Annotated in this window: 11 protein-coding genes; 3 read left to right on the top strand and 8 right to left on the bottom strand. The window is 58.9% G+C overall.

Annotated elements, in window-relative coordinates:
• Nucleotides 1-254 precede the first annotated feature (254 nt).
• Nucleotides 255-2,525, bottom strand: coding sequence for a catalase/peroxidase HPI (gene katG / locus ACOYXH_RS13485; RefSeq protein ID WP_320413097.1), 2,271 nt, complete (start codon nucleotides 2,523-2,525; stop codon nucleotides 255-257).
• Between the two features lie 334 nt (nucleotides 2,526-2,859).
• Here katG and ACOYXH_RS13480 point away from each other — a divergent pair, with 334 nt between their 5' ends.
• Nucleotides 2,860-4,896: a TonB-dependent receptor gene (locus ACOYXH_RS13480; RefSeq protein WP_460410807.1), complete on the top strand. Its 2,037-nt coding sequence runs from the start codon at nucleotides 2,860-2,862 to the stop codon at nucleotides 4,894-4,896.
• Between the two features lie 115 nt (nucleotides 4,897-5,011).
• Here ACOYXH_RS13480 and ACOYXH_RS13475 read toward each other — a convergent pair whose 3' ends face one another.
• Nucleotides 5,012-7,222 carry an LTA synthase family protein gene (locus ACOYXH_RS13475; protein ID WP_460410806.1) on the bottom strand — a complete coding sequence of 737 codons (2,211 nt, stop codon included), beginning with the start codon at nucleotides 7,220-7,222 and terminating at the stop codon, nucleotides 5,012-5,014.
• 419 nt (nucleotides 7,223-7,641) lie between these two features.
• Between ACOYXH_RS13475 and ACOYXH_RS13470 the strand changes: the two genes are divergently transcribed.
• A complete protein-coding gene (locus ACOYXH_RS13470; protein ID WP_095047894.1) occupies nucleotides 7,642-8,658 on the top strand; it encodes an ABC transporter substrate-binding protein in 1,017 nt (338 codons plus the stop codon).
• 33 nt (nucleotides 8,659-8,691) lie between these two features.
• Here the strand turns inward: ACOYXH_RS13470 and ACOYXH_RS13465 are convergent, their stop codons facing one another.
• From ACOYXH_RS13465 to ACOYXH_RS13455, 3 genes are all read right to left on the bottom strand, one after another.
• Nucleotides 8,692-10,275 carry an alkaline phosphatase D family protein gene (locus ACOYXH_RS13465; RefSeq protein WP_460410805.1) on the bottom strand — a complete coding sequence of 528 codons (1,584 nt, stop codon included), beginning with the start codon at nucleotides 10,273-10,275 and terminating at the stop codon, nucleotides 8,692-8,694.
• Nucleotides 10,276-10,336: 61 nt separating this feature from the next.
• The gene (locus tag ACOYXH_RS13460) at nucleotides 10,337-10,534 is read right to left on the bottom strand and encodes a helix-turn-helix transcriptional regulator (RefSeq protein ID WP_093430734.1); all 198 of its coding nucleotides are present in this window, start codon (nucleotides 10,532-10,534) and stop codon (nucleotides 10,337-10,339) included.
• Nucleotides 10,531-10,905, bottom strand: a complete 375-nt coding sequence (locus ACOYXH_RS13455) for a hypothetical protein (RefSeq protein ID WP_095047892.1) — start codon at nucleotides 10,903-10,905, stop codon at nucleotides 10,531-10,533. The genes ACOYXH_RS13460 and ACOYXH_RS13455 overlap by 4 nt, the downstream gene beginning before the upstream one ends.
• 232 nt (nucleotides 10,906-11,137) lie before the next feature.
• Here ACOYXH_RS13455 and ACOYXH_RS13450 point away from each other — a divergent pair, with 232 nt between their 5' ends.
• A complete protein-coding gene (locus tag ACOYXH_RS13450; protein ID WP_095047891.1) occupies nucleotides 11,138-11,635 on the top strand; it encodes a hypothetical protein in 498 nt (165 codons plus the stop codon).
• Nucleotides 11,636-11,713: 78 nt separating this feature from the next.
• Here the strand turns inward: ACOYXH_RS13450 and ACOYXH_RS13445 are convergent, their stop codons facing one another.
• From ACOYXH_RS13445 to ACOYXH_RS13435, 3 genes are all read right to left on the bottom strand, one after another.
• On the bottom strand, nucleotides 11,714-12,193 hold the full coding sequence (locus ACOYXH_RS13445) for a copper chaperone PCu(A)C (protein ID WP_460410804.1): 480 nt from the start codon (nucleotides 12,191-12,193) through the stop codon (nucleotides 11,714-11,716).
• Nucleotides 12,193-12,798 (bottom strand): SCO family protein, encoded by a 606-nt coding sequence (locus tag ACOYXH_RS13440; protein ID WP_007915980.1) that lies wholly within the window; start codon nucleotides 12,796-12,798, stop codon nucleotides 12,193-12,195. Before ACOYXH_RS13440 ends, ACOYXH_RS13445 begins: the two co-directional genes overlap by 1 nt.
• Before the next feature lie 156 nt (nucleotides 12,799-12,954).
• Nucleotides 12,955-14,349, bottom strand: a complete 1,395-nt coding sequence (locus ACOYXH_RS13435) for an efflux transporter outer membrane subunit (protein WP_460410803.1) — start codon at nucleotides 14,347-14,349, stop codon at nucleotides 12,955-12,957.
• Nucleotides 14,350-14,365 lie beyond the last annotated feature (16 nt).

Below are 14,365 nucleotides of genomic sequence, written 5' to 3'. Positions count from 1 at the left end.
CGATCTGCTCCCTTTCCCTCTTTCATAGTGGGAGAGGGGACTGACCGAGGTGGATGTACGAGTTTCACATCTGAAAGTCCGGAGCCGAACTCAGGACTTGAAAAGCACGAAGATCTGCTCCCTTTCCCCCTCGCCCCCCTGGGGGGAGAGGGCTGGGGTGAGGGGGCAGGATTCACGCATCACCACAAAACCCAAGCCGTACACACAAAAAAACGCCGCATTGAAACAATGCGGCGTTTTTATTTTCCGAAAAATTACTTCAAATCAAACCGATCCAGATTCGTCACCTTCGTCCAGGCCGCAACGAAGTCTTTGACGAACTGCTCCTTGGCATCCGAACTGGCATACACCTCAGCCAATGCCCGCAGTTGCGCATTCGAGCCGAATACCAGATCAACCCGCGTCGCCGTCCACTTCACGCTGCCGGTTTTACGGTCACGCCCCTCGAACTCATCCGCATCCCTCGAAGTCGGCTTCCACTCCACCCCCATGTCCAGCAGGTTGGTGAAGAAGTCATTGGTCAGTGCTTCCGTCTGCGAAGTGAACACACCATGCCGGGTTTGCCCGACGTTGGTGTTCAATACCCGCAGACCACCCAGCAGCACAGTCATCTCCGGTGCGGTCAGTGTCAGCAATTGCGCCTTGTCGATCAGCAACGCCTCGGCCGAAACGGTGTATTTGCCTTTGCTGTAGTTGCGGAAGCCATCGGCAATCGGTTCAAGGAAACCGAAGGAATCAACGTCGGTTTGCTCTTGCGAGGCGTCCGTACGTCCCGGTGTGAACGGCACCGTGACCGAGTGGCCAGCGTTTTTCGCTGCTTGCTCGACCCCGGCATTCCCGGCCAATACGATCAGGTCTGCCAGCGAGACTTTCTTGCCAGCAGCGCCGCTGTTGAAGTCGTTCTGAATGCCCTCAAGGGTTTGCAGCACTTTGGCCAGTTGCTCAGGCTGATTGGCCTGCCAGAATTTTTGCGGTGCCAGACGCAGGCGACCACCGTTGGCGCCGCCGCGCTTGTCGGAGCCACGGAACGTCGAGGCAGCGGCCCATGCGGTCGAGACCAGTTGCGACACCGAAAGGCCTGACGCGAGGATTTTGCCTTTCAGCGCAGCCGCGTCGCTGTCGTCGATCAGCGGATGAGTGACAGCGGGGATCGGATCCTGCCACAACAGTTCTTCATTCGGCAGTTCCGGGCCGAGGTAGCGAGACAGCGGGCCCATGTCGCGGTGGATCAGTTTGTACCAAGCGCGGGCGAAGGCATCGGCCAACTGATCCGGGTTGGCGAGGAAGCGCCGCGAGATCTGCTCGTAAGCCGGGTCGAAACGCAGCGCCAGGTCGGAGGTGAGCATGGTCGGCGAAAGCTTTTTGCTCGGATCATGGGCGTGGGGAACGGTACCGGCACCGGCGCCGTTCTTCGGAATCCACTGATGCGCACCGGCCGGGCTTTTGCTCAGCTCCCACTCGAAGCCGAACAGGTTTTCCAGGTAGTTGTTGCTCCACTTCGTCGGTGTGGTGGTCCAGGTCACTTCCAGACCGCTGGTAATGGTGTCGCCACCCTTGCCGGTACCGAACGCGTTGCGCCAACCGAGGCCTTGTTCTTCGAGGCCGGCCGCTTCCGGCTCAGGCCCGACGTTATCGGCTGGGCCGGCGCCGTGGGTTTTACCAAAGGCGTGACCGCCAGCGATCAACGCGACGGTTTCTTCATCGTTCATGGCCATGCGGCCGAAGGTTTCGCGAATGTCGTGGGCTGAAGCGACGGGGTCTGGATTGCCTTCCGGACCTTCGGGGTTCACGTAGATCAGGCCCATTTGCACGGCGGCGAGCGGGTTTTCCAGATTGCGTTCGCCCTGATCGGTGCGGCTCTCTTCTTTGCCATGCAAATCCGGCTCGGCGACCAACGTACCGTCACCGGGTTCCTGCATGGCGGACTTGTCCTTGCCGTAACGGCTGTCGCCGCCCAGCCATTCGTGTTCCGAACCCCAGTAGACGTCTTCGTCCGGCTCCCACACATCGGGGCGGCCACCGGAGAAACCGAAGGTTTTGAAACCCATGGATTCCAGCGCGACGTTCCCAGTGAGAACGATCAGGTCGGCCCAGGAAATATTGCGGCCATATTTCTGCTTGATCGGCCACAGAAGGCGGCGGGCCTTGTCGAGGCTGACATTGTCTGGCCAGCTGTTCAGTGGTGCAAAGCGTTGTTGCCCGGAGCCGGCGCCACCACGGCCATCGGCGGTGCGATAAGTGCCAGCGCTGTGCCAGGCCATGCGGATGAAGAGGGGGCCGTAGTGGCCAAAGTCGGCTGGCCACCAGTCCTGAGAGTCGGTCATCAGCGCATTGAGATCTTGTTTCAGGGCTTGAAAGTCGAGGCTTTTGAAAGCTTTGGCGTAGTCGAAGTCCTTGCCCAACGGATCGGACTTTGGCGAATGCTGACTGAGGATTTTCAGGTTGAGTTGATTCGGCCACCAGTCACGGTTCGTCGTGCCACCACCGGCGGCGTGGTTGAACGGGCATTTCGATTCGTTTGCCATGTTCGGGTCCTTATCAGGTCTGCTACGGCCGGCTCGTGCCGACTTCGGACTAGTAAGGCTAGACCCGACTGGGGAAGTCAGCTAATAGGCCGACTATTGGGTGCTGATAGGCAAAGTCTTTCAGCGTTTTTCGGAGCGCTTCACGGATCAGCCGATAGCGGCTACCTGCTGGAAACATGCGTTGTTGAGCCTCTGCAAAAAACAAAAAGTGAAAATCGGGATGACAGGAAGAAATGTTATTGTATAACATAAAATTCGTTTCATTCTGTTTCTACCAGCGTTAAAGAAAAACGCTGGCAGCGATCCTCACTTTTCAGCGCATGGAAATTCTGCAATGCCTGCCCGTTCTAAACCCCTGCAACGACGCCTCAATCCGTTGGCCGCCGCGCTGTTTTTTGCATCCCCGGTGTTCGCCGCTGACACCCTCGAACTGCAACCGCAAGTCATCACCGGCAATCCGCTCGGCAGCCAGACACTCGCTTCGCCATCGACCGTGCTCAGCGGCGACGACCTCACGTTTCAACAGAAGGGTAGCCTCGGTGAAACCCTGAACAAGCAGCCCGGGGTGTCTTCGTCGTACTTCGGCCCGGGCGCGAGCCGGCCGATCATTCGCGGCCAGGACGGTGACCGCATCCGTATTCTGCGCAACGGTGTCGGCGCGCTGGATGCCTCGTCGCTGTCTTACGATCACGCGGTGCCGCTGGACCCGGTCAACGTCGAACGCGTTGAAATCGTCCGTGGTCCGGCAGCGCTGCTGTACGGCGGCAGTGCCATTGGCGGGGTGGTCAACACTTTTGATAACCGCATTCCGACCGAGGCTATCGACGGAATCCATGGCGCCGGTGAGTTGCGCTACGGCGGTGCCGACACCACGCGTAGCAGCGCCGGCAAACTCGAGGCCGGTAACGGTCAATTCGCCCTGCATCTGGACGCCAGTGCCCGCGAGTTTAATGATCTGAAAATCCCCGGTTACGCGAAAACCAGCCGCGAGCGCGCGAACGACGACGGCGACTCGAAAAAGCATCGCCTGGCCAACAGCGATGGTCGGCAGGACGGCGGCGCGGTCGGCGGCTCTTACACTTGGGATGACGGATACGCTGGCCTGTCCTACAGCAACTACGACTCCAACTACGGTTCGCCCGCTGAACAAGACGTGCGCATCCGCATGCAACAGGAGCACTACGCGTTCGCCTCGGAGATCCGCAATCTCGATGGGCCGTTCAGTTCGATCAAGCTGGATGCGGGTTACACCGATTACGAGCATCGCGAAATCGAAGGTGGCGAGGTCGGCACGACGTTCAAGAACAAAGGTTACGAGGCGCGTGTCGAGGCGCGGCACCAGCCGTTGGGGCCGTTCAACGGCGTAATCGGTGCGCAGGTCAGCCGCAACGAGTTCTCGGCACTCGGCGAAGAAGCGTTTGTACCGCAGACCGATACCGATGCCGCTGCGCTGTTCATTCTTGAAGAGTTGCAAGCCACCGACCGGCTGCTGTTCACCCTCGGCGGACGCCTTGAGCACACCACGGTCGACCCGGACGCCAAGGGTAACGAGCGCTTTGCCAACGCCGATCGATCCAGCAGTTTCACCGCTGGCAGTCTGTCGTCCGGTGCGGTGTACACGCTGACGCCGATCTGGTCGGTGGCCGCGACGCTGGGCTACACCGAGCGCGCCCCGACGTTCTATGAGCTTTACGCCAACGGTGCCCACGTCGCGACCGGCACTTATGAAGTCGGCGATGCCGGGCTGTCGAAAGAAAAAGCCGTGTCCAGTGACCTTGCGCTGCGCTTCGACAATGGTACGCACAAGGGCAGTGTCGGTGTGTTTTACAGCCACTTCTCCAACTACATCGGCTTGCTCGGTACGGGCCGAAGGTTGAATGACGAGGGCGAAGAGGACGCCGACGGTATTCCCGAATACACCTATTCCGGTGTGCGCGCGCGCTTCAGCGGCTTTGAAGCGCAGGATCACTGGAAGCTCGGCGAGAGCGCATACGGCAAGTTTGCGCTGGAGTTGTCCGGCGATTACACCCGCGCGAAGAACCTCGATACCGGCGAAGACTTGCCACGCATCGCGCCGCTGCGGTTGAGCACCGGGCTGCTGTGGGAACTGGACAAGTGGCAGGCGCGCATTGATGTTGAACACGCCAGTTCACAGCATCGCGTGCCGGACAATGAAAGCAGCACTGACGGCTACACCACGCTGGGCGCCAATGTCGGGTATCACTTCGATGTCGGTCAGAGCCAATGGCTGGCCTTCGTCAATGCCGAGAACCTGACCAATCAAACCGTGCGTTACGCCAGTTCGATTCTGCGCGACATTGCGCCGGCAGAAGGGCGCAGCATTCAGGTCGGGTTGCGCACAACGTTCTGATAATCACTGATTCCCACTGGAGCTGCCGCAGGCTGCGATCTTTTGATCTCTATTTTAAAAGCAAAAGATCGTCCGATCGCGGCCCGAGCCTGCGGCAGCTCCTACACGGGCGTGATCAGGTGGATTGAGCCGTGTCGTCCTCCGGCACGTCGTCAAGGATGTCCTCTTGCCCCGGCAACTCGGTAATCACACTGAAATCCGTCACCTCAACCGCGCCCAAGCCATACCCCAGCAAATGGAAAGAAAACGCTTTGCGCTCTTGCGGGTTGTCGAAGCTGAAGTTCATTTCCAGTGGCTGCTCGGCGGTTGCCACCATCTCCTGCGGCAGACCGATCTGCACGTCCTGTTCAAACTCTTTGGCCTTGAGCTGAATGTACGCCGCTTGTTGCGGATCGACTGAGCGCACGGTCAGGCGCACGCGGGTGTGCGAGCCTTTGGGCATTTCCAGGTACTGCGCGCCGATCAGGTTGTCGGCCCAGTCATCCTTGATTTGCGCTTGCAGCGGGATGACGTTGGTGCTGCCGAACTGATAGCGATGATTGAGCGGCGTGCGCAGCAGCGACAGGTCGAGAGCATTGGCGCGAGCGGCGATCTGCCGGGCCGGATGACCGCTGTAGTTGCCTTTGTACGTGGCGCTCTCGGCGATGAAACCGGCGCTTTCGTAGTAGCGGCAGCGGCGCGGCATGTCGCACTCGGAAAAAATCCCCTGACCGTTGTGATAGCGCAGCTTGCCGTTGGTGAACGACATGATTTCGCGGCCGCTGTCGTAGTCGCGAAACAGCGAGCGGCCACTCAGCGCGGAAGGCACCGGCAAGTCGAAGTAGTCGAGTATGGAAGTGCTCAGATCGACGTGGCCATACACGCCTTTGTTGAGCCTTGGCAGTTGTTCATGCTCCGGCGCCAGGGTCAGGTTGAAGCCCCATGAAGAGGCCAGGCGCACGCCGTCAATGCCATGGGATTCGTCCGAGGTGATCACCACCAGCGTATCTTTCAGGACGCCCTGGCGCTCGAGGCCGCTGAGGAATTGCTCCAGCGCATCGTCGAGATACCCGACGGCGGCCTGTTTCGGCGTTTCGTAGCGCTCCAGGTATTCCTCGGGCGCGGAGTAGGGCTGATGGGTGCCGACGGTCAGCAGCGTCAGCATCCACGGCTGTTTCTGCTTTTTCAGTTGGCCGACATAATCCAGCGCGCCTTCAAAAAACGCCTTGTCATCCTTGCCCCACGGGAATTCCAGATAATTGCTGTTGCTGAACCATTCCAGACCGTGCGTCGCATCGAAACCAATGTGCGGCATGATCTTGTCTTTGGCCATGAAGCGCAGCCCGGCGCCCTGTAGATAGTGCGTGCTGAAGCCGTGTTCGCGCAGCTGCGCCGGCAGGCAGGCCTGATTGCGCTCGTTGAGGGTGAGCATTTCCACGCCTTTGGGCGTGCCGTTGTTGAGTTTGTCGTAATCGCCGCAGAGCATCGCGTACAGACCGCGAATGGTCTGGTGCGTATGCAGCACGTAGTCCGGGGTGTTCATGCCGCGCTCGGCCCAGCGGCTGAGGTTGGGCATCAGGTCTTCCTGATAATGGCTGCCGATCGCCTCGCGGTTGGCGCGGATGTAAGCCCCGGGAATGCCTTCCAGCGCGATGATCAGCACGTTGCGTGCTTGTCCCGGCGCGGCCAGCAGTTTCTGCCCGTTGAGGTCGACGTCGGTGAGACCGGCCATCGCCGGCGCGGGTTCTTCGACATCACCGTCCAGCCATTCCTCGGCCTGGATCTGCAGATCGGCGACCTCGCTGGCCAGCAATTGGTGCGGCAGGTTGTACTGACGCCACGGATCCGCTTCGTTTGGCCACAGGTTCTGCGCGCCCCAGTGGGCGGCGAACAACACCAACGGTGCGCTCCAGGCAGCGCGGGGCAGGGGCGGACGTGGCAGGTCGCGGTTGGCAAACCGGGTCAGCAGCCAGAACAGCAGGGCCAATAGCAAAGTGATGCCCAGTGCAGGATGGGCCAGGCCGCCACCACTGGAGTTTTCCACGAACTGCGGATCGATCAGGTAATGAATGTCCGAAGGCGTCGGCAGCCGACCAACCGCGCTGACCAGTTCAGCAGTCGCTACAGCCAGCAATCCCCAGAACAGCAACACCGGCAAGGCCAGCCACCACGCCCGGCGATGCAGCAACACCACCAACAGGCTGCCGATGGCCAGATCCGACAAATAGCCCAGCGGTGCCGTCCAACCCAGCGCCGCACGCAGGCACAGCGGCACCACCAGCACCAGGACAATCAGGGAAAAGAGGCGGGCATGCGGCTGCCGCAACCGGTTAAAAAGAGCGCTCACAAAAAAGACCTTCCAGCCATTAAATCGTCATAAAAGTGTGCGCGATGATACCAAGGGTGGACTGTCTGATCGCCCTTTTAAACCCTCAACTGATGTGCTGGTGCGGTGGCCTCTGAAGGTGATGGAGTGTCTGCAGGCCTGACCGGCCTTCGCGTGGCACAGCAATCGACGATATTGAGGCTGGTGGATTTATTGTTTCAGACTGTTTAACCCGTCGAGCCGCCACCGGATTCCAATGTAGGCGCTGCGGCACGCTGCGATCTTTTGATCTTGTTATCGAAACCCGGCATCACAAGATTGCAGCCTCCGTTCGCTCGACAACCCGTGCTATCGATATGCGATAAAGATATTTAATTTCTATTTTTTATAGCGATAAAGTCAGGCCTTTCAGCACACCACCCCCATGCTGCGAGGTTGTCATGGCCACACCGTTCAAACGTTCTGCACTGACTCTGTTGGCCGCCTCCCTGGCCGCGAGTGCGTTGTTCAGCACCGGCGCCCAGGCCGAAGGCAAGATCAGCATCGCCCAGCAATTCGGCATCGGTTACCTGATTCTCGATGTAGTGCGCGACCAGAATCTCATCGAAAAACACGGCAAGGAGCAGGGCCTCGACATCAAGGTCGACTGGAACAGCATCTCCGGGGCCACCGCGATGAACGAAGCATTACTTACCGGATCCCTCGACGTGGTGTCCGCCGGTGTGCCGCCGATGCTCACCGTGTGGGATCGCACCAAAGGCAAACAGAACGTCAAAGCCATCGCCGCGCTGGGTTCGATGCCCAACTATCTGCTGACCAACAACCCGAACATCAAAACGCTCAAGGACTTCACCGACAAGGACCGGATTGCCGTGCCGGCTGCCGGCGTGGGCTTCCAGTCACGCACCTTGCAGATCGAAACCGCCAAGGAATTCGGTGACGGGCAGTACAAGAAATTCGACGATATTTCAGTCAGCCTGCCGCACCCCGATGCGACCGCCGCGCTGATCGCCGGCGGCTCCGAGATCAACTCGCATTTCTCCAGCCCGCCGTTCCAGTACCAGGCTTTGCAGAATCCCAACGTGCACAAAGTGCTGAGCTCCTATGACGTGCTCGGCGGTCAGGCAACGTTCAACGTGCTCTACACCACAGAAAAATTCCACGACGAAAACCCGAAAACCTACAAGGCGTTCTACGACGCTTTGGCCGAAGCCGAGAAAATCATCAAGGCTGACAAGCCGGCGGCGGCTCAGGCGTACATTCGTGTCGAACAGTCGAAGTTGCCGCTGGCCCTGGTTGAGCAAATCGTCAAAGACCCGGAAATCGACTTCACGGTGGTGCCGCAGCGCACCTTTATCTATGCCGAGAAGTTGCAGGAACTGGGTGTGCTGAAGAACAAGGCCGACAGCTGGAAGGATTACTTCTTTGAAGAGGCGCATGGTGGGGCCGGTAGCTGAAGAACCCGGCCCGGTGCAGGGGATTTCCGGAACTCAACCGGCAGGCTCGATCAGTCGCGTAATGGGGTGAGCGTGCCCCTCGACGTGCCATTTCACCCACAACCGATTGCGCCCGTCGGAACTTTTGTCTGGCTCGATGGACAGCCAGTTACGACTGGCAATCAGGCAATTTCCGTCGTACCCAATGGCTTGCATCTCGGCAGTAAGGTCGGTGTCGATCTTTTCCCGGGTAGCGGTGATCGTTTCCAGGCTTCTGATCGTCAGCACAGGCAGAGGAGGATGGACGATGCCGGTTGAAATCAGCTGATGGATGACTTCTGCACCATTGTCGATATGCCGGGGGTTGGCCGAACGAATGACGCTGGCGGCCGCTACATGCACATCCCCGGAGACAATGGTGACTTTGCATTTCGCCAACTTGGCGAAATCGAGCAATCCATTGATCAGTTGCTTGCGCTCGTTTTTGTGCGGCTGATGGCGCCAGTGGTCGCGGAAATCATCCTCCGGTCCGATCTCTCCCGGAATCCATCCGATCAGGGCCTCAAGCAGCGCAAGGTTGACGAACGATACCGGAACGCTGGAGATGAACAGCAGGTGTGAAGGTTTGCTGACCGTCAGGCTTTTGATCCAGGTAAACATCTGCGAGATGCTTTTTTGCGACATGATTTGCGTGGGCTGTTTGAGCTGGCCGTTTCTGCCTTTGATGTCGGGCGCACGTTCAGACCTGAGGTCGGGAACGACAATGGCGAGGCCACCGAGGCCTTCAAAAGCGAAGGTATGCCCTTGACGAGTAATCGCTCCCGGGCGGCTCTCGGTTTCGTCAACCTGTAATTGGTAGAGACGAAAATAATAACTGGCAATGCGGAACAGCCCCTGGTGTACGGGACTTTCATGCAGGGCCTGGGGATAGGATCCCCAACCGTCAATGATGTCGTGATCGTCCCACATCATCAGGGTCGGAACGCAACTGAGCATTTTCAGTATCTGTGGTCTGGCCCAGTATCGCGGGTAAACACTGGCGAAAAACTCGTCTGCCTGAACTTCCATTTCTTCAGTCCACAGAGTGTCATCACGATTCCAGGAGAACTGTTTGTACCATTCATTCAAGGGGCCTTGAGTCTGTAACAGTTCATCGCTGTAAATCTGATCGCCTCCCATGACCAACAGATGGTACTCGGCTTGCTTGTGGGTCTGCGCGAGATGACTCCAGCGTTCGGCATAGCGATCTGCCAGCGAATTCAGGTATTTGACGTCCGACACACCGTTGCACGAGGTGTAAGCGATGCGGGGAGCCTGATCCAGAGGCGGGACGTGAAATGAGCCCGATACGTCTCCCAAGTCATAGTCAATCTTCAACTGCGTTTTACTTTGCTGGATCTGCATGTCCAGTCGCCAGACGGCCATGCGCGGTTTGATCAAAGGAATCCGGGCAATCCGTTTGATCGTCGGATTGTGTGCCTGCGCGACCTGCGTAGTGGGTGCCGGTGCGTTGAGGTCTTGCACCAGCAGGGCAGATACACAGTATTTCTGATTCTGAATACCGCGAAAGCTCAAAACCGGGCCAAAGGGACTCATGTTGTCGTCCTCGCTGACAATAGAAAAACGGATGCCACGCAATGCCGTGGTGTCTCCGAGCGTAGTCCGTTTTTGCAAGTAGCGAGGACGCGAGGGGAGCGTTTCAGTTCATGCCATCATCAAAAATGCTTTCGATTGATAACTCGAACGCCCGAGCAATCTGAAAGGCCAGTGGCAGACTCGGGTCGTAGCGTTCGTTTTCTATAGCGTTAATCGTCTGACGCGACACGCTCAGGCGTTCAGCCAGATCGACCTGCGACCATTTGCGCTCGGCGCGCAATTCCTTGAGACGGTTTTTCATTGGTAGCGGCGTCGCGCAATTTGCAGGCCGACAATCCACATCAGCCCCATCACCGGCCATACACACGTCCACGGAATATGCGGGGCGCCGACGTTTTCCAGGAAACCGTAGCTGAAGGTCAACAGTGCCGAGGCGGCGAAGGCAAACCCCAACGCTTCAAACTGGATGCGCAGATGCATTTCGTCCATGCGCCGCATATTGCGCACGATGGCCCAGCACATCAGTCCCGCCGGAATGACTGGCGTCACTGCGACGGCCGAGCGCATCACGATGGGGGCGTCCATCAGGTATTGCGAGGCAATCAATGATGCTGTCAGCACCAGAATGTAGATGATTAATGCTGCGCCCAATTCGAGGTAGTACCGGTTCATTCTTCACTTCCTATGTAAAAGACCCTTTACATGGTCGCCGAAGATTTATTCGATGTAAAGCACGCTTTCCATCCAGCCGTTAACCTCGAACAGACTCATGCCGGAGGATTTCGCGTAGGTCTGCAGCTTAGGGGCACGTTTTCTGGACAGCGTAATACCCACTCAGTAGCATTCGACTCCAACGGATTATCCCATCGCACGTCGTCCGACGTGGAACGCTCAAGGAATCGGCATGCGCGACACCCCCACTGACCAAAAACGAACGGTCGTGACCCAGGTCAACGGCGAGATTCACTATGAAACCCAGATCAGTTTCAGCTCCATGTCGCTCGTCGATGGCGACATTCGGGTGCATCGTGCTGAAGGTAATCAGCTAAACATTCCGGTGGCCGGGGCGGACTTCGCTTGGCGCATTGATCTGGATGGGGTGCACAGAGTACCGGTGACGCAGGCAGTGGTTGAACCGGCTGAACCGGTGCCTGCCGATGACAGCTTGAAGTTATTCACCTCGAAAACCGTGTGGATCACCCTCGGGCTGTGGTTCTTCGTCAGTTCGGTGTTCGGTTGGCTGGGGATTGTGGCGGCAGGCGGATATCTCGGTTATCAGTGGCGTGAGGTGGAAAAGCGCAAGGAACAGTTGGCCAAGGCGCCCGTAGATAAGGCCGTGCCCCGTTCCGGTTCGGGAATGTCACGGGAAAGCGTGCGCAAGGCGTTGGCCCGCAAGCGTTAATACTGCGCAGATCAAATACAAAAAAGGGGCGGCCTGATCATCGATCAGGCCGCCCCTTTTTATTGCCGCTCAGTCAGATCAATGCATCTTGCTGTGATCGTGACCTTCCATGTTGGTCAGCGCACGAACCGGTGCCTTCACTTCGATTGTTTCTTTTTCGCCCTTGGAGTTTTCCACGATCAGGGTCAGCGGCACGCTCTCGCCTTCTTTCAACTGAGCGGTCAGGCCCATCAGCATCACGTGGTAGCCGTTCGGATCAAGCTTGACCGCTTTGCCGGCCGGCAGCTCGACGAACTTCACCGGGCCCATGCTCATGACGTCATTCTTCATGGTCATTTCATGGATCTGCACGTCTTTGGCCGCTGGCGTGGTGACGCTGAGTAACTTGCTGTCGCTGTCGGCGGTGAGGGTCATGAACGCGCCGCTGGCGGACTGGGTCGGCACGGTGGCACGGACCCAGGCGTCGTCGACTTTGGTCTGCGCGGACACCTGGAACGCCAGGCCCAGCAGAGACAGACCGATGACAGCGCGTTTGATGTGGTTCAGAACAGGTTGCATCAGCAAACCTCCATAACAGTAAGCAAATCTTCCGTGCATTGTTCTGCCGAAAGCGAGGTGGACAGACCCAGGCGCAAGCCGCCGTTGGAGTCGTAAACGTAACTGGTGGCAGTGTGCGAGATGGTATAGGTGTCGCCGGCCGGGACTTTCTCGTAGAACACGTCGAATTCCTTGGCGGTGGCCGCGGTTTCCTCGAGTGTGCCGTACAGCGCAACGAACGTCGGGTCGAAGGCTTTCATGTAGGCGTCGAGGATTTCCGGGGTATCGCGCTCGGGATCGAGGGTGATGAAGATCACCTGCAAACGATCGCCATCGGCGCCCATCAGTTTCTTGATTTTCGCCGCGCGGGCGAGGGTGGTCGGGCAGACTGCCGGGCACTGGGTGAAGCCGAAGAACACCATCGGCATCATGCCGCGAAAGCTCGACAGCGTCATGGTTTCGCCATCGGTGTTCTTCAGTTTGAAGGTGCGCCCCATGATCTTGTTACTCAGATCCTTGCCGTACTTGTACGACAGTTGGCCGCGGGTGTCGCAGCCGGCGAGCAGGCCGAGCCCGAGTACGCCCATTCCCGCAAGCACCTTGCGGCGAGTCAACAAAGCCGTCATCTAATACCGCCTTTTGCAGCCCGTCAGTCAGCAGGACTGGCGGGGGGTTAACCGTAAAAGCGGCGCATGATACCAAACTGCAGGCAGACGCCGGCCACGGATCGCCGCACGGCGCAGGATCGCGCGACAAAAGGTGTAAGGAAAAGTGACTGTGGCTTACTGCGCGCGTGACTCATCGGCGCTCCAGCCCCCGCCCAGCGCGGTGTACAGATTGACCTCGGCGACCAGTTGCGCGAGGCGATCGGTGATCAGGCCTTGCTGCGAGCTGAACAGCGAACGCTGCGCATCGAGGAATGTCAGGCTGCTGTCGACGCCGTTTTGATAACGGTTTTGCGCCAGGTTGTAGTAAGTCTGTGTGGCCGCGACCAGATCGCGCTGCGCCTGCAATTGCTGCTGATAAGTGCTGCGCGCAGCGAGGCCGTCGGCGACTTCCTGAAATGCGGTTTGAATCGATTTTTCGTATTCGGCCACCGCCACATCTTTCTGTAGCTTCGAATAATCCAGGCTGGCGCGCAGGCTGCCGGCGTTAAAAATCGGCAGGCTGATCTGCGGCTGAAAGGTCCAGGCGCCAGAGCCACCGCCGAACAGCCCGGACAGATCGCGGCTCGACGTCCCGGCATTCGCCGTCAGGCTGACACTGGGGAAAAACGCCGCCCGTGCCGCACCGATATTGGCGTTGGCTGCTTTCAGTTTGTACTCCGCCTGAAGGATGTCCGGACGCCGTTGCAGCAGATCCGAGGGCAGGCCGGCGGGCAGTTGCCGCACCAGCTCGCTGGCCAGTGGGCGGGCGGGCAGTGACTCGGGCACGGGCGCGCCGACCAGCAAGGTCAGGCTGTTCAAGTCCTGGGCGACCTGACGCTGATAGCGCGCCAGATTGGCCCGTGAACTGTCGACGCTGGTTCTGGCCTGCGCCTGCTCCAGCGCTGACGATTTGCCGGCCTCACGGTTGCGGGTGGTCAGGTGCAGGCTCTGTTCATCGGCAGCAAGGGTGTCGCGGGTCAGTTCCAGCAACTCCTGATCGGCGCGCCAGGTCAGGTAGGCGTTGGCGACGTTGGCCACCAGACTCAACTGTGCGCTGCGCCGCGCTTCTTCAGTCGCAAGCCAGGTTTGCAGCGCTTGCTCGCTGAGGCTGCGCACGCGGCCGAAGAAGTCCAGCTCATAAGCGCTTATCCCGAGGTTGACCGAGTACGTCGAATTGATCAGCGCTTTGCCTTGGGTCACGCTCGGCGGCATGCGCTGGCGCAATACATTGGCATTGGCCGACACCGCCGGCAGCAGGTCGGCGCGCTGAATGCGGTATTGCGCCTGAAAGGCTTCGACGTTGAGTGCCGCCACGCGCAGGTCGCGGTTGTTGACCAGCGCGCTTTCGATCAGTTGTTGCAGCACCGGATCCGTGAACAGCGTGCGCCAGTCCTCAGCCCTCGTGGCTGGCTGCGTTGCTGTCGGATACTGCGCGGCAGTGGGGGAAGCGGGGCGCTGATACTCGGGAATCAATGAACAACCGCCCATCAGCACCGCGATGGACAGCAGGGAAAGTCGCAACGTCAACATCGAACTGCCTCATGCA

The organism is Pseudomonas sp. Mb7 (assembly GCF_054790525.1).
The sequence above is the reverse complement of the archived record's forward strand: the minus strand, read 5'-3'. Positions and strand labels throughout refer to the sequence as shown.

What these genes read in the sequence shown, in the direction of transcription:
- katG (WP_320413097.1), bottom strand. Translation starts at nt 2,525, where the DNA reads ATGGCAAACGAATCGAAATGCCCGTTCAACCACGCCGCCGGTGGTGGC.
- ACOYXH_RS13480 (WP_460410807.1), top strand. Translation starts at nt 2,860, where the DNA reads ATGCCTGCCCGTTCTAAACCCCTGCAACGACGCCTCAATCCGTTGGCC.
- ACOYXH_RS13470 (WP_095047894.1), top strand. Translation starts at nt 7,642, where the DNA reads ATGGCCACACCGTTCAAACGTTCTGCACTGACTCTGTTGGCCGCCTCC.
- ACOYXH_RS13460 (WP_093430734.1), bottom strand. Translation starts at nt 10,534, where the DNA reads ATGAAAAACCGTCTCAAGGAATTGCGCGCCGAGCGCAAATGGTCGCAG.
- ACOYXH_RS13455 (WP_095047892.1), bottom strand. Translation starts at nt 10,905, where the DNA reads ATGAACCGGTACTACCTCGAATTGGGCGCAGCATTAATCATCTACATT.
- ACOYXH_RS13450 (WP_095047891.1), top strand. Translation starts at nt 11,138, where the DNA reads ATGCGCGACACCCCCACTGACCAAAAACGAACGGTCGTGACCCAGGTC.
- ACOYXH_RS13445 (WP_460410804.1), bottom strand. Translation starts at nt 12,193, where the DNA reads ATGCAACCTGTTCTGAACCACATCAAACGCGCTGTCATCGGTCTGTCT.
- ACOYXH_RS13440 (WP_007915980.1), bottom strand. Translation starts at nt 12,798, where the DNA reads ATGACGGCTTTGTTGACTCGCCGCAAGGTGCTTGCGGGAATGGGCGTA.
- ACOYXH_RS13435 (WP_460410803.1), bottom strand. Translation starts at nt 14,349, where the DNA reads ATGTTGACGTTGCGACTTTCCCTGCTGTCCATCGCGGTGCTGATGGGC.